This is a genomic window from Bradyrhizobium sp. BEA-2-5 (assembly GCF_032918025.1).
In the GTDB taxonomy this organism is placed as follows: domain Bacteria; phylum Pseudomonadota; class Alphaproteobacteria; order Rhizobiales; family Xanthobacteraceae; genus Bradyrhizobium; species Bradyrhizobium pachyrhizi.
Genome location: NZ_CP136629.1, coordinates 1,348,413 through 1,374,984, shown reverse-complemented (window position 1 = coordinate 1,374,984; position 26,572 = coordinate 1,348,413). Strand labels below are relative to the sequence as shown.

The 26,572-nt window shown below is 65.6% G+C and carries 18 protein-coding genes and 1 tRNA gene; 9 read left to right on the top strand and 10 right to left on the bottom strand.

All coding sequences use genetic code 11. The features are described from left to right. Positions 1-60: 60 nt before the first annotated feature. The 4 genes from RX327_RS06330 to RX327_RS06315 form a co-directional block, all read right to left on the bottom strand. Positions 61-636, bottom strand: a complete 576-nt coding sequence (locus RX327_RS06330; protein WP_317249792.1) for an invasion associated locus B family protein — start codon at positions 634-636, stop codon at positions 61-63. Continuing rightward, the gene (locus RX327_RS06325) at positions 633-5,000 is read right to left on the bottom strand and encodes a YadA-like family protein (protein WP_317249791.1); all 4,368 of its coding nucleotides are present in this window, start codon (positions 4,998-5,000) and stop codon (positions 633-635) included. Before RX327_RS06325 ends, RX327_RS06330 begins: the two co-directional genes overlap by 4 nt. A 336-nt stretch (positions 5,001-5,336) precedes the next feature. Next, positions 5,337-6,389, bottom strand: coding sequence for a helix-turn-helix domain-containing protein (locus tag RX327_RS06320; RefSeq protein WP_050385210.1), 1,053 nt, complete (start codon positions 6,387-6,389; stop codon positions 5,337-5,339). Positions 6,390-7,119: 730 nt separating this feature from the next. Beyond that, complete coding sequence (locus RX327_RS06315) at positions 7,120-8,034, bottom strand: LysR substrate-binding domain-containing protein (RefSeq protein ID WP_050385211.1); 915 nt, start codon at positions 8,032-8,034, stop codon at positions 7,120-7,122. Between the two features lie 53 nt (positions 8,035-8,087). Here RX327_RS06315 and RX327_RS06310 point away from each other — a divergent pair, with 53 nt between their 5' ends. Further along, entirely contained in the window at positions 8,088-8,720 is a 633-nt protein-coding gene (locus RX327_RS06310; RefSeq protein WP_244482180.1) for a GNAT family N-acetyltransferase, read from the top strand. A 608-nt stretch (positions 8,721-9,328) separates the two neighbouring features. On the opposite strand, the gene RX327_RS06305 is transcribed toward RX327_RS06310, so the two are convergent. After that, positions 9,329-9,403: transfer RNA gene (locus RX327_RS06305), tRNA-Val, on the bottom strand. 78 nt (positions 9,404-9,481) lie between these two features. Then, the gene (gene cpdR / locus RX327_RS06300; protein ID WP_007597092.1) at positions 9,482-9,841 is read right to left on the bottom strand and encodes a cell cycle two-component system response regulator CpdR; all 360 of its coding nucleotides are present in this window, start codon (positions 9,839-9,841) and stop codon (positions 9,482-9,484) included. A gap of 305 nt (positions 9,842-10,146) precedes the next feature. Here cpdR and RX327_RS06295 point away from each other — a divergent pair, with 305 nt between their 5' ends. The 3 genes from RX327_RS06295 (at position 10,147) to RX327_RS06285 (ending at position 13,413) form a co-directional block, all read left to right on the top strand. After that, positions 10,147-11,034, top strand: coding sequence for an N-formylglutamate amidohydrolase (locus RX327_RS06295; RefSeq protein WP_317249790.1), 888 nt, complete (start codon positions 10,147-10,149; stop codon positions 11,032-11,034). Between the two features lie 572 nt (positions 11,035-11,606). Next, positions 11,607-12,389 (top strand): histidinol-phosphatase, encoded by a 783-nt coding sequence (gene hisN, locus RX327_RS06290; protein ID WP_317249789.1) that lies wholly within the window; start codon positions 11,607-11,609, stop codon positions 12,387-12,389. Between the two features lie 73 nt (positions 12,390-12,462). Next, on the top strand, positions 12,463-13,413 hold the full coding sequence (locus RX327_RS06285; protein WP_317249788.1) for a tripartite tricarboxylate transporter substrate binding protein: 951 nt from the start codon (positions 12,463-12,465) through the stop codon (positions 13,411-13,413). Between the two features lie 35 nt (positions 13,414-13,448). Here RX327_RS06285 and RX327_RS06280 read toward each other — a convergent pair whose 3' ends face one another. Beyond that, positions 13,449-14,342: a LysR family transcriptional regulator gene (locus tag RX327_RS06280; RefSeq protein WP_317249787.1), complete on the bottom strand. Its 894-nt coding sequence runs from the start codon at positions 14,340-14,342 to the stop codon at positions 13,449-13,451. Positions 14,343-14,434: 92 nt separating this feature from the next. On the opposite strand from RX327_RS06280, the gene RX327_RS06275 reads away from it, so the two are divergent. Continuing rightward, complete coding sequence (locus RX327_RS06275) at positions 14,435-15,187, top strand: sulfite exporter TauE/SafE family protein (protein ID WP_317249786.1); 753 nt, start codon at positions 14,435-14,437, stop codon at positions 15,185-15,187. 16 nt (positions 15,188-15,203) lie between these two features. Here the strand turns inward: RX327_RS06275 and RX327_RS06270 are convergent, their stop codons facing one another. After that, positions 15,204-15,839 (bottom strand): LysE family translocator, encoded by a 636-nt coding sequence (locus RX327_RS06270; RefSeq protein WP_317249785.1) that lies wholly within the window; start codon positions 15,837-15,839, stop codon positions 15,204-15,206. A gap of 237 nt (positions 15,840-16,076) precedes the next feature. On the opposite strand from RX327_RS06270, the gene RX327_RS06265 reads away from it, so the two are divergent. Together RX327_RS06265 and RX327_RS06260 are read left to right on the top strand one after the other, a co-directional pair. Then, a complete protein-coding gene (locus RX327_RS06265; RefSeq protein ID WP_317249784.1) occupies positions 16,077-17,876 on the top strand; it encodes an adenylate/guanylate cyclase domain-containing protein in 1,800 nt (599 codons plus the stop codon). A gap of 60 nt (positions 17,877-17,936) precedes the next feature. Beyond that, positions 17,937-18,596, top strand: a complete 660-nt coding sequence (locus tag RX327_RS06260) for a hypothetical protein (RefSeq protein ID WP_050385215.1) — start codon at positions 17,937-17,939, stop codon at positions 18,594-18,596. Positions 18,597-18,664: 68 nt separating this feature from the next. Here the strand turns inward: RX327_RS06260 and RX327_RS06255 are convergent, their stop codons facing one another. Further along, positions 18,665-19,612, bottom strand: coding sequence for an alpha/beta hydrolase (locus tag RX327_RS06255; RefSeq protein ID WP_317249783.1), 948 nt, complete (start codon positions 19,610-19,612; stop codon positions 18,665-18,667). 222 nt (positions 19,613-19,834) lie between these two features. Between RX327_RS06255 and RX327_RS06250 the strand changes: the two genes are divergently transcribed. Next, positions 19,835-20,305 (top strand): Hsp20 family protein, encoded by a 471-nt coding sequence (locus RX327_RS06250; protein ID WP_317249782.1) that lies wholly within the window; start codon positions 19,835-19,837, stop codon positions 20,303-20,305. A 229-nt stretch (positions 20,306-20,534) separates the two neighbouring features. Here RX327_RS06250 and RX327_RS06245 read toward each other — a convergent pair whose 3' ends face one another. Continuing rightward, complete coding sequence (locus RX327_RS06245) at positions 20,535-21,335, bottom strand: hypothetical protein (RefSeq protein WP_050385216.1); 801 nt, start codon at positions 21,333-21,335, stop codon at positions 20,535-20,537. 470 nt (positions 21,336-21,805) lie between these two features. Here RX327_RS06245 and gltB point away from each other — a divergent pair, with 470 nt between their 5' ends. After that, the gene (gene gltB / locus RX327_RS06240; RefSeq protein WP_317249781.1) at positions 21,806-26,542 is read left to right on the top strand and encodes a glutamate synthase large subunit; all 4,737 of its coding nucleotides are present in this window, start codon (positions 21,806-21,808) and stop codon (positions 26,540-26,542) included. Positions 26,543-26,572: the final 30 nt, after the last annotated feature.

Here is a 26,572-nt window from a genome sequence, read left to right as displayed (position 1 = left end):
CTCTCGTCCCGCACTTCGATGCGTCGCTCCGGCTTCCGGATCCGCATGCAGCCCGTTGTCTCATTTCAGCTTCGCCAGCACACCGGACAGTCCGTCCAGCGGCGCCTCCAGCACGATCGGCCCTTGCGGCAGCTGATAGGACACGCGGCACGGCGTCGCCGCGCGGATGTGCCGCCTCAGCACGTTGCCGATCGCGACCGTGGCGAAGCAGAAACTGGCATCGCAGCGGTCGGTCTGCGCGACGATGCGGTCCGGACTGTCGCCCATCGCGAGCTCGATCTGCGCGCCGACCCCGGCGGCCGCGGGAATCCGCATCGCCATCAGCGGTTTGCCGTCGGCGGTTCCGATCAGCGACCAGTTGAAGGCGACCGCGCCCTGCGCGTTGACGATCGATTGCGTGACGTTGCAGACGCGGCGCTTCGATTTGAGACTCTCGTCGCAAATCAGGGTCCAGTTCTTGAACGGCTGGATCATCCGCCGGAACTCGCCGGGCGTCTCGCCTTCCGGCACCACGACGTCCGAGGGCTTCACGCTGTAGGCGGATGGCGGCGCGCCCTGCGCGGCCGCGTTCGCCGCCGCCCCGAGCCAGATCGCCAAAGCCAGACACGCCAGCCGCCTCGTCGCCGTCAGGGTCAATTGAGCGTCAGGCTCACGCCGGCGCTGACGCCCCAGTCGCCGCCGGCGGTGGTTGCCGCCGCGTTGGTGCGCAGCTTGCCGTTCTCGCTGGTGTAGCCGATGCCGAAGGCGAGCGCGCCCTGGCTGCGCCAGACGCCGCCGCCGGCCGAGGCGCTCACCTTGCCGGGCCGGTCGTCATAGCGCAGCGATGCCGCGGCCATGCCGATCGCGGCCGCACGCCAGGCGTCCTGCCGCACCTCGCCGATCTGGCCGTTGAGCTGCTGGAACGCGCTGTTGAGCTGGTTGACGTTGACCGCATCGGTGCCGGCAACGCCCGGCGCCACGTTGCTGATCGTCACCGGCGCGCCACCGCCGCTGTTCAACGTCAGCTTGTTGGTGGTGCCGCCCGAACCGTCGGAGTCGTAGCGGATCGAGCTCGACGCAACCGCCTGGAGCTGGCTGACATTGACCGCATCGGTCGCCGCCGAGCCCGCGGCAACGTTGGTGACGCGGCGTTCGGCGCCGGATGAGCCGACCGACACTTCGCCGGTCGCAACCCCTGCGACACTCTTGCCGACCACAGGCGTATAGGCCGCATCGCTCAGATTGGCCGTGGTGGTGGCGTTGGCGCCGAGCGCCAGCGAGTTGGCCGCCGTCGCCTTGGCACCGGCGCCGATCGCGACCGAATTGTCGGCCGACGCCGCAGAACCGTTGCCCATCGAGATCGCGTTGGCCCCGCTCGCGACCGACTGCGGTCCGATCGCGACGCTCTCGGCGCCGGTCGCGATGGAATCCGCAGCGGTCGAATTGGCGTGGAAATATTTCACGCCGCCGCCGCCGGTCGAGATGTTGCTGACGGTGGTGTAGAGAGCGGCGAGCGAGGTATTGGTGGCCCAGAGCTGCGAGCCGTTGATCGCATCCGTCGAGGTCTGGCTGATCTGGCCTGCGGCCACGTTGGTGATGGTACGCTCCGCACCGGCGCTGCCGACACTGACGGTCGAAGTCGGCGTCGTGCCGGCGAAGTTGTAGGTGGTGCCGCCGATCGAGGTGCTCGACGTCGCGACCACCGCCTGTGTGGTCGAATTGGCACCGAGCGCGACGTCGCCGGCCTGCGCCGTCGCCTTGGCGTTCGGACCGAGCGCAACGCTGGTCGGGTTGGTGGTCTGGGATCCGGCGCCGATCGACACCGACTGGACGCCGCTCGCCTGCGCGCTGGTTCCGAACGCAATCGAATCGGCGAAGCTAGACAGTGAATTCTGACCGATCGCGATGCCGCCGGGGGCGGTCTGCGCCACGGTTGCGCCAAAGCCCATGCCGATGCCGTTGTCGCCGTTGACCACGGTCGCGGGGCCCACCGCGACCGAATTGTTGCCGACCGCAAGCGAGTCGGCGAGCGTCGAGTTGGCGTGGAAGTATTTCGTCGTCGTGGTCGCGAACGAGGTCAGCGCGCCGGTCAGCTGGCGCACGGTGACGGCGTCGCTGTCCTGGGTGCCGTCGGCCACGTTGGTGATCTGCCGATAGCTCGTCGCATTGCCGACCGACACCGCGCCGAGCAGCGCGAGATCGGTGGTGTTGTAGGGGATGATGGTGCCGCCGATCGTGCCGGACGCCGGCGCGAGCGCACGATTGGAGATCGACCCCGAACCGAGCGCGACGCCGTCGACGACCGTGGCCTGGGTGTTGAAGCCGAGCGCGGTAGAATTCGCCGCCGTCGCCGAGGCCGCCACGCCGGCCGCCATCGAGTTCACGCCGGTCGCGCCATTGTTGTTGTAGTTGGCCTGCTGCGTGCCGCCGTCATTGACGCCATAATAATGCGTCAGGCCGTTGCTGACGACGGTCGACAGGCTGTCGATCGCGGACGTCGCGGCGAACAGCTGCGAGCCGTTGATCGCATCGGTCGAGCCGTTGCTGACCCGTCCCGCCGCGACATTGGTGATGGTGCGCTCATTGCCGACCGAGCCGACGCTGACCGTCGAGGTCGGGGTAGTGCCGGCAAAGCTGTAGGTGTTGCCACCGATGACGATGCTGGCGGTTTGAACCGCCGTGGTGGTCTGGCTGCCCGAGCCGAGCGCGATGTCGTTGGCGTTGGCGGCGGTGGCGCCGTTGCCGATCGACACCGAGCCGCTGCCGGTCGCGGTCGACACCGGTCCGATCGCAACCGAGTCGGTGCCAACAGCGTTGGAATCCGCCAGCGTCGAATTGGCGTGGAAATATTTGATGCCGCCGCCGGTACTGATGTTGTTGACGGTGGTGGCGAGGCCGTCGACCGCCTGGTTGGTGGCCCAGAGCTGCGATCCGTTGATCGCGTCGGTCGAGGAGTTGCTGATGCGGCCGGCCGCGACATTGGTGATGGTGCGCTCGGCGCCGAGCGCCCCGACGCTGACCGTCGAGGTCGCCGTCGTACCCGCAAAGCTGTAGGTGGTGCCGTTGATCACCGTGTTCGGCGTGTTGACAGCGGCAGCGGTGACGCTTCCGGAGCCGAGCGCGACATCGCCGGAGCTTGCCGCCGCCGTGGCGCCGTTACCCAGTGCGATATTGCCCGCAAGACCGGCGGCGCCCGCCGTCGAGCCATTGCCGAGCGCAACCGAGCCCTGCCCGATCGCCTTGTTGTTGTTGCCGATCGCGACGGCGCCGGCGGCCTGGTTGGCGGCGGTGGCGCTCGCCGTGCCGTCACTGTTGGCAATGTTGTTCGCGCCGCCGGTGAAGGCGCCGGTGCCGCTGGCATAGCTGGGATCGCCGATCGCCACGGCGCCGTTGCCATAGGCGACGTTGTTCGCGCCGATCGACACGGCCTGACCGCCGGAGGCCACCGCATTGGTGCCCAAGGCCACCGCGTTGGCGGAACTGGCCGCGGCATTGTTGCCGATGGCGATGGCGCTTGTAGCCGACGCATTGGCGCCGATGCCGAGTGCGGTACTGGCGATTCCGCTGGCGCTGGCGCTGACGCCGGCCGCGAGAGAATTGTCTCCTGTCGCGTGCGCTCCAGACCCGAATGAGGAGGAGTTTTGGCCGCTGGCAACGGCTGTGTTGCCAACCGCAGTGCTGGCGGCGGCACTCGCATTTGAGGCAGTGCCGATCGCCAGCGAACTTGTGCCGGCGGCACTGGCTCCAACGCCGGTCGCGAGCGAACTGATGCCGGCGGATGCCGCATTGTTGCCGATCGCGATGCCGCCCGTCGCTGCACTGTTGACGACCGCGCCCGATCCGATCGCAACCGAGCCTCCGGTACTCAGCGCCTGCGCCTGATTGCCCAAGGCAACAGCGAAATCCGCCGACGCCGCGGCGAGATTGCCGGCCGCCAGCGAGCTGGTACCTGACGCGACCGACTGGATGCCAACAGCGGCGGCGTTGCCGCCGCTCGCATTGGCAAGGTATCCTAGGGATGCGCTGCCGACCGCGGAGGCTTTCGCCCCGTTACCGATGGCGGTGGCCTGATTTGCCGAAGCATTGGCCGACGTTCCGAAGGCGCTGGCTCCTGTCCCTGTCGCTGAAGCGCTTGGGCCGACGCTGGTCGACCAAGCCCCCGTGGCGGCGGAACCGGTGCCAAGCGCAACAGCCTCGAACGTGAAGCCGGCAGGCGCGGTCCCGCTGGCATTGGCATTCGTGCCGATGGCGATTGGAGACCCGCCGCCGACTCCGGCGTTTGCTTTGGCGCTGACGCCGATGGCCGTGCCCGAACCGTTTGAAGATGAGGCAGCGGAGGACAATCCAATGGCGATCGAGGCGCCACCGGAGGCGCTGGCCGTCGAGCCCAGCGCCAAGGCACCCACGCCATTTGCAGTGGTGTTGACGCCAAAGGATGAGGATCCGTCCCCGGTGGAGTGCGCGTTCCCACCGATGGCGAGGGCGTTGGTGCCGGTCGCGTTCGCAAACACACCCATACCGATCGCATTCAAGCCATTCACGGAGTTGGAATAGCCCACGATGATCGAACCGTCGCCGGTTGCGCTGTTCGAATCGCCGATCGCCACGGAGTTCTGGCCATTCGCATTGGTATTAGCGCCAATGGCGGTCGAGGTGGCGCCGGCAGCATGGGCGCCGCAACCAATAGCAGTGCTGCCTGCAGTTGCAGCAGTGGGATTGGTGCAGTTGGCGGGATTGCTCAAAACCCCGTTGCCGATGGCAACCTGCGCGAACGCCGCCTGCGGGGTCATGACTCCCGCTATCGCCAGCATCGCGACGACCGCCGGCCTGCCGACCCCCAACGTCCCGAGACCCAATCGATCCCGCTTCATGCCGAGCGTCCGATGCGCCTGCCGCAGCACGGCCAGCAGCCGGCGCCGCAGCGAATGGCTGCCCGCATCGCTTGACGCGACCCAGCTCCGGACGAAGCCGGTGCGGCCCGGACGCTTCAGCGATCTTGTTGAGTTTTGTGCGACAGCCATAGTGCGCCCCTTTCGCGACATCTTGAAAAGACGCCGGAGGCGACGCGCCATGGACCGGGCCGACGCGCGGGCCCGCCGGCCGCACACGCGAAAAAATAACGATGATCGTACGCACGATCATCGTCCCGTCCTGGCCAACGATGTGTCGAATTCAACGAGCGCATCTTGCCACCCAGCGCTCGCTCGACTGCCCCATCAATGTGCCCCGAGTCGTCATGTCGCAAAATGATAGACACAATTTTGCCAGCGTCACTCAGCAGGCCGTCCAAATATCACGCAGATCGTCTCACAAGTTGAATGATTGGCCGATACACCGTGAGGTGTTTTATCGAATTTTCAACCTTTAGTTGATCGACGGCGCATGCGTTCGCGCATCTCGCGCGGGCTGACACCGAATTCGCGGCGGAAGGCGCGGGCAAAATCGGACGCCAGCTTGAAGCCGTGGCGATAGGCGATCTGCTGCACCTGCCTGTCGGCGGACGAGACAAGTTCTGCATGTGCCGCGCGCAGCCGCTTACGCAGGATGTAGCCGGCAACGCCGCCGACGCTCTCGAATGCACGGTAGAGGGCAGAACGCGAGATCCGCAATTGCAGCGCGATGCGGTCCGGCGTCAGATCGAAATCGCCGAGATGCGACTCTATATAGAGACGCGCACGCTCGAACAGCACCGACTCGACCGCGCCGCGCGCCTGCTCCAGCCGGTCCGAAGAGAGCTGGATGCATGCGGCGATCATCTGCGCGGTCGCCCGCCCCGCCTGCCTCAACTCCTCTGCGGACATCAGGGTGATGCGCGTTTCGAGCCGGTCGAGATAATCGGCCAACAATTCGATCAGATTGCCTTCGAGCAGAATATTGCAAACACCGTCGAGCTGATCGGCCACATCGGCGAACGACTTGCGCGGCAAGCCCAGCACCAGGCCGTCATAGTCCGTGATGCTGCCGCGGAAATCCTCGTCGAGCGAGATCAGGAACATGGCGCCCGGCCCGGCGTGAATCCGCCGCTCTGCGCTCTCGAAGCGGGCTTCGCCGGAGCGCACCCGGTACAGCCACCAGATGTCGACCGGCGCGCCATGCGACGGTTTGATGACGCGGGCGAATGATTGCGCGGCGAATCGCCCCGAGGTGAAGACGACATCGGCCATGTTGCAGGTCAGGTACTCCACCAGGAACCCGTGCGCAGGGCTATGACCTTCCGGTGGCGCAACGTCGACCAGCGAAGCCATCCGCGTTTTCCAGACCTCGAACTGCTCCGAGGGCGGATAGTGTCGTGTCGAGAACAGCCGCGGCGGCGCGGGGGTTACATCCCTGATGTTCCGCGGCTCGCGCGGCAAGGGAACGTGTTCCAGGCGCTGCGCTGCGTGTGCCGGCGTCTTGTCGTCTTCTTGCATGTACTTTCGTGCCCCGTTGGCGCGAACGACGAACGTCGGCTCAACGGAGGCGCATTCCCAAGGTTGCGTCGCCGGCCGCTCACAGACCGGCGAATTTCGGGGAGACAAGGAAGAGGCATTTCGGGAATCGGACATCGACGGCTTACGCCGGCCGCTCCCGATAGGGTTGACGCAGGTTCCTCTGGCAGTCGTGCTCGCACATGGCGTTCATCATTGTCGCGTCATTGCCGTGTCCGGCTCGGATGCTCCGTCACGGGTCGGCTCGATTGATCTAGAGAACAATCTGCGCGAGAACCAGAGGGGCGGCAACGCGCGTCGTGCAGAAATCCAAAATTGCGTTCATGCGATGCGATCGGGCAACGCATCATCGCAGAGTCTTCGGAAAATTTTCTCGATCTCCGCGCCTGGAAGAAACGCATGTCGCTGCAAAGGCGCGACCTAAGCACGGTAGATGTCATATCGAGAATCCCACGCATGATCGCATTGCGAACGCTCGTGCCCAATCATGCGGCAATCCACCGCGTGCGACGTGAATGCAATCCCATACGCATCGAACACGCGCGCGGCGTACATGCGCGCGCACGCTGCGGCATTCACATGTGAGCGTCGAGATGACGAAAGTCACGAGTGCCCGTCGAATTTTTTCGGCGAGCACTACGTCGCAGGCGGCTCGCGCCGTCCCGCGAAATCATGCCTAGCGCAACGCGAGAGAAAACCCTGCGGTTGTTGCTCAAGCCTGCACGCGCGCGGACTTCCTGTACTGCGCGGTTTCAGCGCGCAGCAGATCGCAGAATTGAAGTGCGAGACGGCTTCGCGGCCGCTGCGAAGGAAGCAGCAACATGGTGGCGATCTCCAGTCGTGGCACGAACGGCTTGAGTACAATCTTGGAGCTTGCAAAATCCCGGGCCACGATCGGGTCGACGATCGAGAAACCCAGTCCCTGCGCAACCAGGGCACAACGCTGCATGCTGTACTGGATCTCCGCGACCGTCTTGATCTCGACCTTGGCCTCATCGAGGATGCGCTCAAAGCGGGATCGATGCGGTGCGCTCGGGGAAGCTGCGATCATGGACTCTCCCCGCAGATCTTGCGCTGCGATCGATCGCTTCGAGCGCAACCGGTGCTGGCGGGGCAAGACGCAGACCGCCTCCGTTGTCATGAGGAGTTCGTCGTCGACCGCGGCAAACCCCGCCTGCGGCCGCGCCAGTCCGACGTCGCATTGTCCCGAGGCCACCAGGCTCCAGACGCGCTCGGGGCTGTGGACGGCCACGGATACGACGATGTCGGGATTCTTCCTCAGGAAGCTGCTGACGATCTGCGGCATCAACGAATAGGTGAACGCCGGAAGACACGCGATCCTGAGCGTCCCGCTGCCGCGCTCGCGAATGCCGCGCGCGGCGCGCGCCAGATACTCGAGGCCGGCCTGGTTTCTTTCGACCTCGCGCAGGAATATCTCGCCTTCCGGCGTCAGCGTGACGCCGCCTCGCCCGCGTTCGAACAACGCAAAGCCGATCTCGCGCTCGAGACGTGCGATCGCGCGGCTGATGAAAGGCTGCCCCACCCGAAGGCTCAAGGCGGCCTTCGTGATTCCGTTGTGGCGCACGACCTCTCGAAACAGGTCAACATGTCTTGGATTCAGGGGCATGACCAATTTGCATAAGAACTGGCGTTCCAGTCATTTGACGGCATGCGCATCGGGTGCGTCAATACGGCATGTACCCGTCGAGCAACCATCCAAGCTTCGCCACCGACCGCATCCTGTTGACCAGGATCACCGGCCCGGAGTCTTCGCGCGCACAGCAGCTTCGCGAGGCAGCGATGCTGCGGCGGCTCGATCGCGGCACATCTGACCGGCCGAATACCGCGCGCCTGGCGGCGGGACGGGACCAGGTCGACACCGCGGCCGCGTTCGCAATCGAGGCCGCTGAATCGGGAGACCTGCTCGGCGTGTCCGGGTTCGGCGCAATCGACCGGCACGAAAAGCGGGCGACGTTCGCTCCAATCTGGAGCATCGGGCGACTGGATGAGGCCGTGCTCGTCAGTCACGTTGCACATCTGATGACGCGGTATGCGTTCGAGGTGCTCGTGGTCGAGCGGGCCGAGGTGCATCTGGACTGGCGCCTGAGGCATATGCTTGATCTCTACGCCAACCTCGGCTTCCGCTGCGAAGGCAGGCTTCGCGCATATTTCGCAGCCGATGAAGAGCCGTCCGGCGATGCTGCGGTCCTCAGCGTGGTTCGCTCCGAATGGCCCTCCGTTGTGCGTCGGCAGCGCGGGGTTCTCGCCGGCGAAACGTGGCGCTACCGGCTTCCGTCCGACCGCCCTCCATAGCGGCGGCCAAGCTCGGACAAAACGGCGGCCAAGCTCGGACAAAACGATGTCACGAGAATGCGGGTGTATGACTCAACGGTCGAGCTACACACTCAGTGTCGTCCCTGCGAAAGCAGGGACCCATAACCACGAATGGTCATTGTTGCGCGATGACTGAACGACGAATCCCTTCAACAGCATCCGCCGCGGAGTATGGGTCCCTGCTTTCGCGGGGACGACGGCTGGAGGGAGCCGCGGCCTCTCGGCTCAAGCATGGACGTCTCCGGAATACTGGGTCACCCGCATGCGACGGGTGATGACACCGACAAGCTGTTTGACAGGTTGAATCGGAAACCAACCCCGTCATTGCGAGCGAAGCGAAGCTATCCATCCCGTCGCATATGCCGAGCGATGGATTGCTTCGTCGCCTCGCTTCTCGGGTCGAGAGATTTATGGAGGTATCAAGAAACGGCTTGCCGAGCCGCAGCTCGCGGCCGCTGGCCCGCCTCCGCCCGTTGGATTTCGGCGCCGTCGTCCGTCTTCGCTTTCACTGCGTTCAAGCTAGGCCGGACACGCTTCGACCTGAAGGTCTCCGCGTGGCTGTGCCACGCGAAGCCGAAGGCGAAGCGTGGTGGGCACGACAGGGATCGAACCTGTGACCCCTACCATGTCAAGGTAGTGCTCTCCCGCTGAGCTACGCACCCAAAGCGTATTTGGATCGGGTCCCTATAACGGACGGCGGCGGGGCAGGCAAGGATACAAAGTGAAGGTTTTTTGGCGAATTAGGCCGCCAGCATCTTGTTCACTTCGCTGACCAATTCGCGCAGGTGCACGGGCTTGGACAGCACCTTGGCGTTCTTGGGCGCGTCCGAATCCGAGTTCAGGGCGACCGCGGCAAAGCCGGTGATGAACATGATCTTGATGTCGGGATCGAGTTCCGAGGCGCGGCGGGCGAGCTCGATGCCGTCCATCTCCGGCATCACGATGTCGGTGAGCAGCATCTCGAACGGCTCTTCCCGCAGCCGCTGATAGGCGGCCATGCCGTTGTCATGGGACGAGACCTGGAAACCGGCGTTTTCCAGCGCCTTGACCAGGAAACGGCGCATGTCGTTGTCGTCTTCGGCGAGCAGTATTTTCGGCATGGCAGGAATCGTCGAATCCGGCTTGAGGAGCAGTCCGAACAGTAAGCCCGACAGACGGTAAATTTCGGGTGAAATTTGCGTCAAGCCAGCGGCAAATGCGCGCCACCCATTTGTGGACTGAACCGGACATCGAATCAACCGGGTGCCGCATTTGCTGCTTTTAAGACGCGTTCCAGCTGAAACCACACTCTTTTCACTTGGCAGAATGATCGCGATTACCGACAATGCGTGCCCATAAATCTCCGCTTTTCCGGCAGACTCAGTTGCTGCGGGGCGAGGCGGACGCAAGGGACGGCGCCAAGGGAATGACCGAATTTGCTGGCGAGTTGTCGCCCCCGTTCGAGATCGTTGAGCCGCAGGCCTGGCGCGCGCCGATCATCTTCAATTCCCCGCATTCGGGCTCGGTCTATCCGGCCGAATTCCTCGAGGCGGCGCGAATCGACGTAGTGTCGCTGCGGCGCTCCGAAGACTCCTTCATGGACGAGCTGATCGCGGGCCTGAGCGATCGTGGCTTCCCGACGGTGCGGGTCAACTTTCCCCGCTCCTATGTCGACGTCAATCGCGAGCCGTATGAGCTCGACCCCCGCATGTTCAGCGGACGGCTGCCGAGCTTTGCCAATACCCGCTCGATGCGGGTCGCCGGCGGCCTCGGCACCATTCCGCGCGTGGTCGGCGACGGCCAGGAGATCTACCGCGACCGCATCCTGGTCGACGATGCGCTCGGGCGGATCGAGACGCTGTACAAGCCCTATCACCGCGCGCTGCGCCGGCTGATCAACAAGGTGCACCAGATGTTCGGCACCGTGGTGCTGGTCGACTGCCACTCGATGCCCTCGGTCGGTGTCAGCAGGGATGAGCCGCGCCGGCCCGACGTCGTGATCGGCGACCGCTACGGCACGAGCTGCACGCCGCTGCTTTCAGATCGCGTCGAGGAGACCATGACCGGCCTCGGCTATTCGATCGGCCGCAACAAGCCCTATGCCGGGGGCTTCATCACCGAGCATTACGGCAATCCCGCAAGCGGCCTGCACGCGGTACAGCTCGAGCTCAACCGCGCGATCTACATGGACGAGCGGCGGCGCGAGCGGAGCGCACGCTTTGCGCAAGTGGCCTCCGACTTTGCCACCCTGGCGGATGCGCTGGCGAAAATCCCGTTCGGCGATCTCGGCCCGTTCCAGGCGGCCGCGGAGTAGCGGTCGGTTCAGCCGGGACCGCGGTTGCCAACCGAAGCCGTGAACTTGGAATTCAATTGGCGACCGGGCCTGACGCGAAACTGGATTCCGTATTCACGCGCGGAAGCAATGAGCCAAGAAAAAAGGGCCGCTTCTGATGAAGAAGCGGCCCAAGTCTAGGGAGGAAACGCCCAAGGAGGGCAGCGGTAACGCCAAGCGCTACCGCACCGCAACAATATGCGACCGCGCCGCACAAAGCGCAAGAACTTTCGAAACATTTCTTGGGTAATGTTGGAAAGTCTGGCGAAACTGCAACAGGCCGGCAGGAGCGGCTTTCCTTATGTAGGATCAATACTTTACAAGGGAAGCCCTGGGCGGCCAGCGCTCTGCGCATAGCTTGTATACCAGAATTCGCAACTTCGTGATCGAGGCCGGGACCCGGAGCGCTTTCGAATCCGAAGCCAAATCGAAAGTCCGGAACCGCGTCATCGGGCTGGATAACACTCCGTTAATCGTGCGCGCCGCGCCGGATTGAGCTAGGCAAGAACGCATCCGATTTCTACCGCGTCGTTTGCGCAGTTCAGGGACATGCCGTGACGGTGATCGACTTCTCCGCCTTCATCGGACGGCTCGCCACCACCTCCGGCGAAACCATCCTGCCGTTCTTCCGCACCTCGCTGTCGATCGACGACAAGAGCAAGACCAAGGATTTCGACCCCGTGACGGAGGCCGACCGCGCCGCGGAGGCGGTGATGCGGCGGTTGATCAGGGCCAATTTCCCTCAGCACGGCATCGTCGGCGAGGAATTCGGCAATGAGCAGGACAATGCCGACTATGTCTGGGTGCTCGACCCCATCGACGGCACGAAATCCTTCATCGGCGGCTTTCCGATCTGGGGTACGCTGATCGCGCTGCTGCACAAGGGCGCGCCGGTCTACGGCATGATGCACCAGCCCTTCATCGGCGAGCGCTTCTCCGGCGACAACGGCTCGGCGCATTACTCCGGCCCGTCGGGCGAACGGCGGCTTTCGGTTAGGCGCTGCGCCTCGGTCAAGGAGGCCACTGTGTTCACCACGAGCCCGCTGCTGATGAATCCGGACGACCGCGCCATCTTCGGCCGCATCGAGCAGGGCGCGCGGCTGTCGCGCTATGGCGGCGACTGCTATTCCTACTGCATGCTCGCCGCAGGTCATGTCGATCTCGTGATCGAGACCGAGCTGAAGCCCTACGACATCGCGGCGCTGATCCCGATCGTGACCGGCGCCGGCGGCGTCGTCACCACCTGGGAAGGCAAGCCGGCCCAGGGCGGCGGCCGCATCATCGCGGCCGGCGACGCGCGGGTTCACGAAGAGGCGATGAAGCTGCTGAACGCCTGAGTTCCCGGTCTGATTCTTGAGTTGCCGGGCGTCTGATCTGCGCCCATCCTGACCGCAACCAGAAAAGTCAGGGATGGGCGACATGACGATGTGCGGCAGGCTGCTTGCAGCCGTTCTCCTGCTTCTCGCGCCCGTCACGGCTTTCGCCCAGGATTTCCCGACCAAGCCGATCCGGCTGATCGTGCCGTTCCCGCCCGGCGGGCCGAACGACATCATCGCGCGGGTGATCGGGCAGAAGATCTCGGAGCTCGCAAGGCAGCCCGTCATCGTCGACAACCGCGCCGGCCAGGGCGGCGTGCTCGGCACCGATGCGGTCGCGAAGGCCGCGCCCGACGGCTACACGGTGGCGATCGCGAGCGCCGGCGCGCTGGCGATCAGCCCCAGCATGGAAAAGGTCGCCTACGACACGCTGAAGGACCTCGCGCCGGTGACGCTGGTCGCGACAGTGCCGGAGATGCTGGTGGTCGCCGCCAACGTGCCGGCGAAGAACATGAACGAGCTGGTCGCGCTCGCCAGGGCGCAGCCGGGCAAGCTCAACTTCGCCTCTTCCGGCCCGGGCAGCCTGCCGCATCTCGCCTGCGAATTGTTCAAGCTGACGGCGAAGATCGACATCGTGCACGTGCCCTATCGCGGCGCTGCGCCGGCGCTGAACGATCTGTTGGGTCAGCAGGTGCAGATGACCTTCCTCGACCTGCCGGTGATCCTGCCGCAGATCAAGGCGGGCGCGCTGCGCCCGATCGCGCTCGGTGGGCGCGAACGCGCGCCGATCGCACCCGACGTGCCGACCACCGCCGAGGCCGGCATGCCAGACCTGATCATCGAGAACTGGTACGGCATGGTCGCGCCCGCACGCACGCCGCCCGCGATCCTCGCCCGGCTGAACCAGCTCGCCACCGCGGCGATGGCCGATCCGATCGTCAAGCAGAAGCTCGCCGAGCAGGGTCTGACGCTGGCCGGCGACACGCCGGAGCATTTCCGTGACTTCATCGCCGCCGACATCAGGAAATGGGCGAAGGTGATCTAGGACGCCGGCGTGGTGACGACGAAATGAGCCAGCCGTCAGCGCTGCGCTTCGGCGCGCAGATAATCCACGAGCTGCTTGGCCGCGCGCGGCAGCGCCTTGAAGCTGCGCGCGCAGATCGTCAGCCGGCGGTTGGCCCAGGCGTCGCGGATCCTTATCGTCGTGATCGGCATCGATGCCGCGCAGCGCCGCGCCGCGGTCTCCGGAATCACGGCGATGCCGACATCGGCGCCGACCATCTGGCAGATCGCGTCGAAGCCGCGCAGGCGGGCGCGGAAGCGCAGCCGCGCGCCGAGCTTTGCGGCGTGCCGCGAGATATGGACCTGCAGCGCCGACGTTGCCGTGAGGCCGACGAAATCGCGGCCGACCACCTCCTGGAAGTCGATCTGGCGGCGGCCGCCGAGATCGCTGCGTCGCGACGCTACCAGCGTCAGGCGGTCCTCGCTGAAGACGAAGCGCTCGATATGGTCGGGCAGCGCGTGCTCGGCGGCGAAGCCGAGATCGGCGGCGCCCGTCGTGATCGCCGCCGCGATGTCGGTGCTCTCGCGCTCTTCGATGTCGACGCTGATATCGGGATGCTCGTGCAGGAAGGCCGCGAGCGCCCGCGGCAGATGCTCCGACAGGCCCGAGGTGTTGGCCAGCAACAGCACGTTGGCGCGCACGCCGCTGGCATAGGCGGCGAGATCGCTTTGCAGCGCCTCGACATTGTGAATCACGATGCGGGCATGACCGAGCAGGCTCTCGCCCGCCGCCGTCAGTTCGACACCGCGGCGGCCGCGCTTGAGCAGTGCGACGCCGAGCGCCTCCTCGAGGCCCTTGATCCGCTCGCTGGCGGAAGCCAGCGCAAGATTCGCGCGCGCCGCGCCCTGCGTGATACTGCGCGCATCGGCAACCGCGATGAACAATTGCAAGTCGATCAGGTCGAACCGCATGACGTTTCCCGCCCCATACCTTCGGATCACCCGAAGGCTAACTCCGTAACCTCCAGATTGTGCCGATCGGCTCGATCGGTCAATGTGCCGCCATGGTCGACCATCTCCTGATCTTCATCGCCTTCGCCTTCCTGCTCGCCGGCTTCGTCAAAGGCACGCTCGGCCTCGGCCTGCCGACGGTCGCGATGGGGCTGCTCGCAACCACGATGGCGCCGGGCCGGGCCATCGCCATCGTCATCGTGCCCGCCATCATCACCAACATCTGGCAGACCTTCGTCGGCCCTTATCTGCGCGACATCCTGAGGCGGCTGTGGCCGCTGATGATCGGCACCGTGGTCGGATGCTGGCTCAATGCCGGCGCGCTGACCGGGCCATACGCGGCCTACGGCACCGTCGTGCTGGGCGTGCTGCTGGTGATCTACGCGATCGTCGGCCTGAGCCGGTTCAGCTTCAAGGTCGCGCGGCGCGACGAAAAATGGATCGGCGGCATCGTCGGCGTCATCACCGGGCTGATCTCGGCCTCGACCGGCGTGCAGGTGATCCCCTCGATGCCGTTCATGCAGGCAATCGGCATGGAAAAAGACGAGCTGGTGCAGGCGCTCGGCGTGTTCTTCACGACGGCGACGCTGGCGCTCGCCTTCAACCTGACGGCATCGGGCCTGCTGACAGCGGCCACTGCATTGCCGGGCGCGGTCGCGATGGCGGCGTCGTTCACCGGCATGTTCATCGGCCAGGCGGTTCGCACACGGATGCACCCCGAGGTGTTTCGCCGCTGGTTTCTGATCGCGATGATCCTGCTCGGCCTCTATCTCGCCGGCAGCGCGCTGCCCAAGATCCACGGCTAGAGCGGCGGAGCCAGAGCTACCGCGCCTCCAGCGTCGCGACGCGGACGCCGAGATAGATGAAGAGCGCGCCGAGCGAGCGGTTGATCCAGGCGATCACGCCGGCCGATTGCCTGATGCGGCCGGCAGCCCGCGCCGCGAAGGCCGCAAGACCGAGGCACCACAGCGTGCCCGTCGAGATGAAGATCAGGCCGAGCATCAGGAAGGCGAGCGGCTTGTGCGGCGCGTCGGCTGCGACGAATTGCGGCAGGAAGGCCAGGAAGAACAGCGCGACCTTGGGGTTGAGGATATTGGTCAGCGCCCCCTGCCAGAACACGCGCGAGATCGAGGTCTCGCCGCCCTGCCCGGCGATCTCCGCGAGCGGCTTGGCGCGCGACAACAGCATCTGGAGCCCGGTCACGACGAGATAGGCCGCGCCGACCAGCTTCAGGATCGAGAAGGCGGTCGACGAGGCCATCAGCAGCGCCGAAAGCCCGATCGCCGCGCCCGCGACATGGACCAGGCAGCCGGCGCTGATACCGATCGCCGCAGCGGCGCCGCCGCGCCATCCGAGCTGAATCGTGCGCCCAATGATATAAGCGGTATCCGGGCCCGGTGTGACGTTGAGCAGCAGCCCGGACAGGACAAACAGCCAAAGTTCGTGAATTCCCAGCATGTCAGCGAGGTTAACCTATGCAAGTAACTGCCCGGAAAGGATGATCAGCCAGCCGGCGCCATCCCAGCGACACACGAATTCAGTAGAGAAACGACTGTACGATCCGTTGGTCGCATGCCAATTCTGCTACTATGCATTATAGGTGCCTGCAAACCGGGCTTCCGCCGGACCCGGCCTGTCTTGTAAGTATCGGATTCGGTCACCTCGGCTAAGTGGCCATTCCAGGGCACAGGAGACATGGAAAGACGGCTCGCTGCCATTCTTTGCGCTGACATCGCCGGCTATTCCCGCATGATGGGTGCCGACGAGGCGGGGACGCATGCCTCGTTCAAGGCGCACCGTAGCGCGATTTACCCGATCATCCTCAATCACGGCGGCCGCGTCGTGAAGAACACCGGCGACGGCTTCCTGCTGGAATTCCCCTCCATCGTCGGCGCCACCGAGGCCGCGATCGCGATGCAGACGCTGATGGCGGAGCGCAACCGCCACCTGCCGGCCGACCGCGCCATGCAGTTCCGGATCGGCATTCACATGGGCGACGTCATCGCCGACGAGGACGAGGTCTTCGGTGACGATGTCAACATCGCCGTCCGCCTGGAGACGGTCGCAACGCCCGGCGGCATCGCGGTGTCGGACAAGGCCCGCACTGAAGCGGGACGGCGGCTTGCCGTCACCCTCGTTGACGCCGGCCCGCACCGCTTCAAGAACATCGCCGAGCCGGTCAATGTCTGGACCTGGGCGCCGGCCGGGTCCGATGCCCAGGAGCAGGTTCCGGAGGATGGTCCGCATCTGCCGGGCCAGTATCGCACCGCGATCGTCGGCGTGCTGCCCTTCGCCAATCTCAGCGACGCCCAGGACGAATATTTCTCCGACGGCCTCACCGAGGACTTGATCCATGCGCTGTCGCTGCAATCCTTCTATCGGGTGCTGAGCCGCAACTCGACCTTCGCCTTCAAGGGCAAGAACACGAGCACCCGCCTGATCGCGCGCGAGATCGATGCCACCTATCTGATTCAGGGCTCGGTGCGGCGCGCCGGTGCCAAGATCCGCGTCACCGCCGAGCTGATCGCGCCGGAGACCGGCGAGCAGCTCTGGACCGGCCGCTACGACCGCGACATCGGCGACCTCTTCGCGATGCAGGACGAGATCACCGCGAATCTCTCCGCCGCCGTCGCCCAGGAGATCTATCGCGCCGAGGCGTCGGCACCGGCGCGCTCGCCGAACGCCGAGCTGACGGCGTGGGATCGTTTCCTCAAGGGGCTGTCGCACTACTACCGGCAGACCAAGGAGGATTGCGAAACCGCGATCGCGCTGTTCAAGGAAGCGATCGAGCTCGACCCCGCGCTGTCGATCGCGCATGCCTATCTGGCCACGATCCAGATTCAGAGCATCCAGTTCGGCTGGATTCCGAGCACGCGCGAATTGTGGGCCTCGTCGGTCAGCCTGGCCGAGAGCAGCGTGCGGCTCGACCCGCGCTCCTCGTTCGCGTTTTCGCTGCTGGCCTATCTGCACGCGATGCAGGGCCATTACGAAGCCGCGATGGATGCCATCAAGCGCGCGGTCGCGCTCAACCCCTACGACAATGGCGCGCGCGGCGTGCTCGGCATCTGCCATTTCGTCATCGGCGAGCACCGCGAGGCGATCGAGCTGTTCTCGATGGCCGCGCAACGCGACAACAGCGACCCACGCTACCAATGGGCCGCGCTGAACGCGTTCAGCCATTATCTGCTCGGGCAATATGACGCGTCGCTATCGTGGTCGCGCGAGGGGCTGTATCTGAACCCGAACCATCTGCAGTGCCTTGCGGTGCGCACCGCAGCGCTCGCCCAGCTCGGCCGCGCCGACGAGGCCGCGCAGGCGGCCGAAGCCCTGCTCGCCAACCATCCCGAGCTGACGGTCGAGCGTCACTTGCGCAATTTCCACTGGAAGAACCCGGCCGACATCGCGCATTATCGCGACGGCCTCTTGAAAGCCGGCCTGCCGTTCGGCAAACTCGCTCTGGTTGCATCCACCTCGAAATTCGCCGTCGACTCCTGAGCGAATTCATCCACCGGTAATGGATGCTTTTTAAGCTGAAGCTTTTCAGGATGTGGTTTGATGTCCGATACGGCTGCAAGCGCGGCGCCCGCCCCGCAGATCTCCCCTGACAATCCCTGCCCGTTCCTGCGGGCGCTCGTCGCCGGCAACTATGTCGGCGGCCATATCGTGCCGCTGCCTGAACTGACCGGCACCATCGGGCGCGCAACCGGCAAGACCGGGTTCGAGGGATTCACCGCGCGGGCGAAGATCTTCATGGTGGCGCAGATCGCCAACGGCCTCGGTCCTTTCAGCCAGCTGCGCAGCCTGTTCCAGGGCGCCATTCTCGACGCGTTACGCAACGGCCCGCTCGACAAGCACGGCGCCGGCTCGCGCATCCTCGACCAGCACGCGGTGGTCCATGAGGACGAAATCGCGCGGCTCGCGACCTTCGGCAGCGACTACAAGGCACCCGACGGCAGCGTCGAACGCGGGCTGTCGGCCGCCGAGATCAAGACCTTCATGGCGGCGAACTTCCAGCGCGCCAAGGACGAGCATCCGCCGTCCTACGGCATCCTGCACTGCTACTATCCGCTCCTGATGCTCGGCGAGTGGCCGGTGCTGCTCGACATCATGGGCAAGGGCGAAGGCAAGGACCGCTATCTCAGCGTCGCCGAGGTCAGGACGCTGTTCGTGGACAAGCGCTTTCCCGACCGGATCGTCGCGATGCTACAGCGCTAGACTAGATTTTTGTTGGACGCGTTTTCTTCACGCGAACCGGTATCCGCTTCGCTCGAAAACGCCATGTCTCACTTGAACAGCGGCGTGCCCGGGACGAAGGCGTCGAAGGCGGCCCAGAACTGGGAGCGGTAGCGGTCCTGCTCCTGCAGGATCTCGTGCTTGGAGCCGGCGATCACGAGATGGGCGCCGGCGCGCAGGTGATAGGCAAACTCCTCGATCGCCGCGGTCGAGACCACGGTGTCGTTGGAGGCCGCCAGCATCAGGATCGGCTGGCGGATTTCGGACGGATACGACATGCCGCGGAAGGTGCGCATCGCGGTGAACGCGGTGTCGGCCCAGGCGATCGTCGGCGCCGCGATGCCGAGCGTCGGGTCTTCTTCCAGGATCGCCGCGTTGCGGGCATGGCGCACCGGGTCGCTGGTGACGGGATTGCCGATGAAGGGCGCGAGGCCGACCAGTTCGTCGCTGCCGCCGGGAACATAGCGGCCGCCCTGCCCGGCCAGCCGCATGATCCGAAGCAGCGTGCTCGGGAAGAACGACACGCGGCGGCGCGGCAGGTCGATCATCGGGGCCGACAGCACCATGCGGTCGAACCAGCGCTTGCCGGCATGCGCCACTCGCAGCATCACCGTGCCGCCCATGGAATGGGCGAGCGCGAAGAAGGGCGGCGGGCAATCCGGCAGCACCACCTGCTGCACGAAGGTCTCAACGTCGATCTCGAAATCGGAGAAGTCGCGCACATAGCCCTTGCGCGGATCGCGCAGGCGGCGCGAGGAATGGCCCTGCCCGCGCCAGTCGATCATCGCCACCGCAAAGCCGCGGTCGCGCAGGTCGCGCACGGTCTCGAAATATTTCTCGATCTGCTCGCTGCGCCCGGTGAAGACGCAGACGGTGCCCTTGCGGCCCGCCGGCGGCGCCCAGCGTGCAAAGCGCAACTCAGCCCCGTCTGATGTCTTGATGGTGCCACTGACAACGTCGTCCGGAACCGGGTTGGCGGGAATCGAGACGAGCGTCATGAAGGGGACCGGAGTGGTGAGACAGGGTGGAGATCAAGGACGCCGGCGCCAAAAAATGCGACGCGGTTTCCGCCTCTTGAACGCAACGTGACCCCTCCCATATCATTTTCGTGCAGGCCGCTACCAGTGTTTCGGAACCGGAACATCAGGCTGCACACAGACGAAAGCCCGGCCCGATCGGCGGGCGGGTTGCCTAACAGTCGCTCAATGGAGGACTTGACCATGCGTAGCTACGACCTCACCCCGTTTTATCGTTCCACCGTCGGCTTCGACCGCCTCTTCAGCCTGCTCGACCAGGCCAGTTCGGACGGCAGCCCCGGTTACCCCCCGTACAATATCGAGCGCACCGGCGAGAACGCCTACCGCATCACCGTTGCGGTCTCCGGCTTCGCCAAGGATGAGCTCTCCATCGTCGCGAAGGAAAACACGCTGACGATCAAGGGCGAGAAAGTCGCCAACGAGAACTCGAAGTCCGAAGTGCTCTACCGCGGCATCGCCGCGCGCGCCTTCGAGCGTGCCTTCCAGCTTGCCGACTTCGTGCAGGTGAAGGACGCTTCGCTCGAGAACGGGCTGCTTCACGTCGATCTCGTACGCGAGATTCCGGAGGCGAAGAAGCCGCGCAGCATTCCGATCGGCGGCGGCGAGAAGGCCCCGCAGGTCGTTGACGGCTCGGCCGGCAAGGTCGCCGCCTAAGCACCAAACCCGCGTCAGCAGATATTGGCTGATCGCGAAAACGCCCCGGGAAACCGGGGCGTTTTTTGTTGGCTTCGTAGCCGGATGAAGCCTTCGTAGCCCGGATGGGGCGAAGCGCAATCCGGGGGACCTTCTCCGCGACGGGACCGCCCCGGATTTCGCGGAGCCTGTCATCGGGCGCGCGTTCGCGCGACCCGTTGGCTCCATCCGGGCTACAGAGCGACGCGGGTCACTCCAATCCCTGCACCTTGGGCATTGCCTGGGTCGGCAGGATCGCGGGTGCAGGCGCCGGCGGCGGAGCCCCCTGACCGACGGTCGGAGCCTCGGCTTGCTGGACGGCTTGCGGCGCAGCCTGGGCCTCGGCCGGCTTTGGGGCTGCGGCCTGCTCGGCCGGCACGGGTGCGGCTGCCTGGGCAGGCTGCGGCGTGGCCGCCTGCGGGACGGCGGCCTGGGCCGCCGGGACAGGAGCCTGGGCTGCCGCCGGAGCCTGGGTCGCCGGAACCTGGGCCTTGGCCCCCAGCGGGTTCCGCTTCGGCACCGGCACGCGGCTGGCGACATGCGGGATCGGGAGCGGCGGGCGCGGCACCCGGGCCTGGATTGGCCGCGGCATCGGCCCGACGGGACCGTCGGTCGCGCTCATTTCCTCTTCGTAATTGTTGCCGAGCCGGGAGGCCGGCGTGAAGCGGATGATGTGGCCGTCGCGGGCATCGATCACCAGCCGGCCGTCGTCGCCGCCCTGGTCGATCACCGAGATCGTGTAGACGAACCCGCGCTGCCGGGGCGCGCCAAGCGGCAGATAGCCGTTCTCGCGCAGCACGGTATAGACCTCGACCGGCGGCAACAGGCTCGGGACCCGGCCAAAGCGCGGCGGCGGCGGAACCTCGGGCATGGCGGCATAGGGCCCGTCCATGTCGGATACCCTGACCAGAAGCGGGCTGCCGATCCGGGCGGACGTCGCCAGCTGGGCCTCGGCCGAGGCTGCGCTGAGCGCGAGGGCGGCGGCAGCAACCGAACCTGTGAACAACTTCATCGCCGTAACTCCTGTCTGCCCCGCCCTGGAGCGTTTCCGCTCTCTTGCCGGCTTGCCCGGGGCAAAACTTCAGTTTCAAATTCGGCGGTCCTTGGTCGCTCCTTGGGCCAGATCACGGCGTGTTTGCTTCGAATCGGGGGCGCCTCATCCCCGCCGAGCCGTTCGATCCGAGCATGCGGGCGAGGACTTCCGCGCGCTTGTGTGCTAGACAAAAATTTGGCAAGGTCTAAGTTAGGACAGTAAAGCTGTCTCAATTTCGAGGCCATCCCGGCATAGGGATTGCAACGAGACCTCGGCGCCCCGAGCTCCGAGAATGCTGCAGGCAGGGCCGTCCCTCAGGGGACGTTGAAACGCCCGTCGTCTGAATTTAGGAAAATGCGGCTCGCGGCGGACGAGCGGTGGCCCGGTGGGTGCCGCAACGTCCAAGGTGCGCCAAATACGGTGGGGCCCTTACGAAAGGGAGAGGACACATGAGCGGGTCGGAATTCGAGCGCGAAAACATCGTGGCAGGAACGCTGTCGGCGACCGCGGACTCGAAAGCGGCCGAGCCCGCGCGTGAGTTGCATACTTGGCGCCCGGAAGCCGAAGGCCTGTACGATCCGAGCCTGGAGAAGGATTCCTGTGGCGTCGGCTTCATCGCCAACATCAAGGGCCAGAAGTCGCACGAGATCGTCTCGGACGCGCTGAGCATCCTCTGCAATCTCGAGCATCGCGGCGCCGTCGGCGCCGACCCGCGCGCCGGTGACGGCGCCGGCATCCTGGTGCAGATCCCGCACGCCTTCTTCAGCCGCAAGGCAAAGGAGCTCGGCTTTGCGCTGCCCAACCCGGGCGAATACGCCATCGGCGCGCTGTTCATGCCGCGCGACACCGCCTGGCGCAACGTCATCAAGAGCATCATCGCCGACCAGATCAAGGAGGAGGGCCTGACCCTGCTCGGCTGGCGCGACGTGCCGACCGACAATTCCTCGCTCGGCGTCACCGTGAAGCCGACCGAGCCTGCCTGCATGCAGGTGTTCATCGGCCGCAATGGCGCTGCCAAGACCGAGGACGAGTTCGAGCGCCGGCTCTACATCCTGCGCAAGTCGATCTCGCAGGCGATCTACCAGCGCCGCGACCGCGGCCTTGCGGGCTATTATCCCTGCTCGATGTCCTGCCGCACCGTGATCTACAAGGGCATGTTCCTCGCCGACCAGCTCGGCAAGTACTATCCTGACCTGCACGAGCGGGACTTCGAGAGCGCGCTGGCGCTGGTGCATCAGCGCTTCTCGACCAACACCTTCCCGGCCTGGTCGCTGGCGCATCCCTATCGCATGATCGCGCATAACGGCGAGATCAACACGCTGCGCGGCAACGTCAACTGGATGGCGGCGCGGCAGGCCTCGGTGAGCTCCGAGCTGTACGGCAAGGACATCAACCGGCTCTGGCCGATCTCCTATGAGGGCCAGTCCGACACCGCCTGCTTCGACAACGCGCTCGAATTCCTGGTGCAGGGCGGCTACTCGCTGCCGCACGCCGTGATGATGATGATTCCGGAGGCGTGGGCCGGCAATCCCCTGATGGATGAGAAGCGCCGCGCCTTCTACGAATATCATGCCGCGCTGATGGAGCCGTGGGACGGCCCGGCCGCGATCGCCTTCACCGACGGCCGCCAGATCGGCGCCACGCTCGACCGCAACGGCCTGCGGCCGGCGCGCTATCTCGTCACCAAGGACGACCGCATCGTGATGGCGTCCGAAATGGGCGTGCTGACGATCCCCGAGGACCAGATCATCACCAAGTGGCGCCTGCAGCCCGGCAAGATGCTGCTGGTCGACCTCGAGCAGGGCCGCCTGATTCCCGACGACGAGATCAAGGCCGAGCTCGCCAAGAGCCATCCCTACAAGGAGTGGCTGGAGCGGACCCAGATCGTGCTGGAAGACCTGCCGAAGGTGCCGACCACGGGCGTGCGCTCCAACCTCTCGCTGCTCGATCGCCAGCAGGCGTTCGGCTACAGCCAGGAAGACATCGCGATCCTGATGACGCCGATGGCGGCCACCGGCGAGGAAGCCGCGGGCTCGATGGGCAACGACACGCCGATCTCGGCGCTGTCGGACAAGGCCAAGCCGCTGTTCACCTATTTCAAGCAGAACTTCGCGCAGGTCACCAACCCGCCGATCGACCCGATCCGCGAGGAGCTGGTGATGAGCCTCGTCTCGATCATCGGGCCGCGGCCGAACCTGTTCGACCTGCAGGGCATGGCCACGACCAAGCGCCTCGAAGTGCGTCAGCCGATCCTGACCGATGCGGATCTGGAAAAGATCCGCTCGATCTCGGAAGTGGCCGAGTCGCACTTCAAGTCGCGCACGCTGGACACCACCTTCCACGCCGGCCTCGGCGCGGCGGGCATGGACCAGGTGCTGGACGAGCTCTGCGCACGCGCGGAAAGCGCGGTGCGCGAGGGTGTCAACATCATCATCCTGTCCGACCGCATGGTCGGCACCGACCGCGTGCCGATCCCCTCGCTGCTGGCCTGCGCCGCCGTGCATCACCACCTGATCCGCACCGGCCTGCGCACCTCGGTCGGCCTCGTCGTCGAATCCGGCGAGCCGCGCGAAGTGCATCACTTCGCCTGCCTCGCCGGCTACGGCGCCGAAGCGATCAATCCTTACCTCGCGTTCGAAACCATCATCGCGATGAAGGACCGCCTGCCCGGCTCGCTCGACGACTACGAGATCGTCAAGCGCTACATCAAGTCGATCGGCAAGGGCCTGCTCAAGGTGATGTCCAAGATGGGCATCTCGACCTACCAGTCCTATTGCGGCGCGCAGATCTTCGACGCGGTCGGCCTCAAGGCGGACTTCGTCGGCAAGTTCTTCGCCGGCACGCATACCCGCGTCGAGGGCGTGGGTCTTGGCGAGATCGCGGAAGAGGCGGTGCGCCGCCATGCCGACGCGTTCGGCGAGGCTCAGGTCTACAAGAGCGCGCTCGATGTCGGCGGCGAATATGCCTATCGCAGCCGCGGCGAGGACCATGCCTGGACCGCCGAGTCGGTCGGCCTGCTGCAGCATGCCGCGCGCGGCAATTCGCAGGAGCGCTACCGCGCCTTCGCCAAGATCCTCAACGAGCAGTCGGAGCGTCTCCTGACGCTGCGCGGCCTGTTCCGGATCAAGAACGCGGAGGAAGAAAAGCGCAAGCCGGTGCCGCTCGACCAGGTCGAGCCGGCCAAGGACATCGTCAAGCGCTTCGCCACCGGCGCGATGAGCTTCGGCTCGATCTCGCGCGAGGCGCACACCACGCTCGCGATCGCCATGAACCGGATCGGCGGCAAGTCGAACACCGGCGAAGGCGGCGAGGAAGCCGACCGCTTCAAGCCGATGCCGAACGGCGATTCCATGCGCTCGGCGATCAAGCAGGTCGCCTCGGGCCGCTTCGGCGTCACCACGGAGTATCTCGTCAACTCCGACATGATGCAGATCAAGATGGCGCAGGGTGCCAAGCCCGGCGAAGGCGGCCAGCTGCCCGGCCACAAGGTCGACGCGACCATCGCCAGGGTCCGGCACTCGACGCCGGGCGTCGGCCTGATCTCGCCGCCGCCGCACCACGACATCTACTCGATCGAGGACCTGGCGCAGCTGATCTACGACCTCAAGAACGTCAACCCGACGGGCGACGTCTCGGTCAAGCTGGTCTCCGAGATCGGCGTCGGCACGGTCGCCGCGGGCGTCGCCAAGGCGCGCGCCGACCATGTCACCATCGCGGGCTTCGAGGGCGGCACCGGCGCTTCGCCGCTGACCTCGATCAAGCACGCCGGCTCGCCGTGGGAGATCGGCCTTGCCGAGACCCATCAGACGCTGGTGCGCGAGCGGCTGCGCAGCCGCATCGTGGTCCAGGTCGACGGCGGCTTCCGCACCGGCCGTGACGTCGTGATCGGCGCGCTGCTCGGGGCCGACGAGTTCGGCTTCGCCACCGCGCCCTTGATCGCGGCCGGCTGCATCATGATGCGCAAGTGCCATCTCAACACCTGCCCGGTCGGCGTCGCGACCCAGGACCCCGTCCTGCGCAAGCGCTTCACCGGCCAGCCCGAGCACGTCATCAACTACTTCTTCTTCGTCGCCGAGGAAGTCCGCGAGATCATGGCAAGCCTCGGCTTCCGGACCTTCAACGAGATGGTCGGCCAGGTGCAGCTGCTCGACCAGACCAAGCTGGTCGCGCACTGGAAGGCCAAGGGCCTCGATTTCTCCAAGCTGTTCGTCAAGCAGAAGGAAGAGAAGGGCCAGAAGATCTATCACTCCGAGCGCCAGAACCATCATCTGGAGGCGGTGCTCGACCGCACGCTGATCGAGAAGGCGCAGCCCGCGCTCGACCGCGGCGCGCCGGTGAAGATCGAGGCTGAGATCAACAGCACCAACCGCTCCGCCGGCGCGATGCTGTCGGGCGCGGTGGCCAAGATCTACGGCCATGCCGGCCTGCCGCACGACACCATCCATGTCGGCCTCAAGGGCACCGCCGGACAGGCCTTCGGCGCGTGGCTCGCCCAGGGCGTCACCTTCGAGCTCGAGGGCGAAGGCAACGACTATGTCGGCAAGGGCCTCTCGGGCGGCAAGATCATCGTCAAGCCGCCGAAGAACTCCGCGATCGTGCCGGAAGAGAGCATCATCGTCGGCAACACCGTGATGTACGGCGCGATCGAGGGCGAGTGCTACTTCCGCGGCATCGCCGGCGAACGCTTTGCCGTGCGCAATTCCGGCGCGGTGGCGGTGGTCGAGGGCGCGGGCGATCATTGCTGCGAATACATGACCGGCGGCATCGTGGTCGTGCTCGGCAAGACCGGGCGCAACTTCGCGGCCGGCATGTCCGGCGGCATCGCCTATGTGCTGGACGAGACCGGCGACTTCGACAAGCTGTGCAACCTGTCGATGGTCGAGCTCGAGCCGGTGCTGTCGGAGGAGCTGATCAACGCCGGCACCTACCACCACTCCGGTGACCTCGAGGCGCATGGCCGGGTCGACGTCTTCAAGAACCTGCTCGACTCCGACGTCGAGCGGCTTCACGTCCTGATCTCGCGCCACGCCAAGGCGACCGGCTCCAAGCGCGCCGCCGATATCCTTGCCAACTGGAAGGAATGGCTGCCTAAATTCCGCAAGGTGATGCCGGTCGAGTACCGGCGCGCGCTGCGCGAGATGGCCGCCAACGCGGACGCCGAGCCGAAAATCGCGATCGGGGCGTAAGAAAGAGCCCTCATGGTGAGGAGCGCGGAG

Bases quoted from the DNA above. Each gene is read 5' to 3' on its own strand.
- RX327_RS06325 (WP_317249791.1), bottom strand. From the start codon at position 5,000: ATGGCTGTCGCACAAAACTCAACAAGATCGCTGAAGCGTCCGGGCCGC.
- RX327_RS06320 (WP_050385210.1), bottom strand. From the start codon at position 6,389: ATGCAAGAAGACGACAAGACGCCGGCACACGCAGCGCAGCGCCTGGAA.
- RX327_RS06315 (WP_050385211.1), bottom strand. From the start codon at position 8,034: ATGCCCCTGAATCCAAGACATGTTGACCTGTTTCGAGAGGTCGTGCGC.
- cpdR (WP_007597092.1), bottom strand. From the start codon at position 9,841: ATGCCGAAAATACTGCTCGCCGAAGACGACAACGACATGCGCCGTTTC.
- RX327_RS06295 (WP_317249790.1), top strand. From the start codon at position 10,147: ATGACCGAATTTGCTGGCGAGTTGTCGCCCCCGTTCGAGATCGTTGAG.
- RX327_RS06285 (WP_317249788.1), top strand. From the start codon at position 12,463: ATGGGCGACATGACGATGTGCGGCAGGCTGCTTGCAGCCGTTCTCCTG.
- RX327_RS06280 (WP_317249787.1), bottom strand. From the start codon at position 14,342: ATGCGGTTCGACCTGATCGACTTGCAATTGTTCATCGCGGTTGCCGAT.
- RX327_RS06275 (WP_317249786.1), top strand. From the start codon at position 14,435: ATGGTCGACCATCTCCTGATCTTCATCGCCTTCGCCTTCCTGCTCGCC.
- RX327_RS06270 (WP_317249785.1), bottom strand. From the start codon at position 15,839: ATGCTGGGAATTCACGAACTTTGGCTGTTTGTCCTGTCCGGGCTGCTG.
- RX327_RS06265 (WP_317249784.1), top strand. From the start codon at position 16,077: ATGGAAAGACGGCTCGCTGCCATTCTTTGCGCTGACATCGCCGGCTAT.
- RX327_RS06260 (WP_050385215.1), top strand. From the start codon at position 17,937: ATGTCCGATACGGCTGCAAGCGCGGCGCCCGCCCCGCAGATCTCCCCT.
- RX327_RS06255 (WP_317249783.1), bottom strand. From the start codon at position 19,612: ATGACGCTCGTCTCGATTCCCGCCAACCCGGTTCCGGACGACGTTGTC.
- RX327_RS06250 (WP_317249782.1), top strand. From the start codon at position 19,835: ATGCGTAGCTACGACCTCACCCCGTTTTATCGTTCCACCGTCGGCTTC.
- RX327_RS06245 (WP_050385216.1), bottom strand. From the start codon at position 21,335: ATGAAGTTGTTCACAGGTTCGGTTGCTGCCGCCGCCCTCGCGCTCAGC.
- gltB (WP_317249781.1), top strand. From the start codon at position 21,806: ATGAGCGGGTCGGAATTCGAGCGCGAAAACATCGTGGCAGGAACGCTG.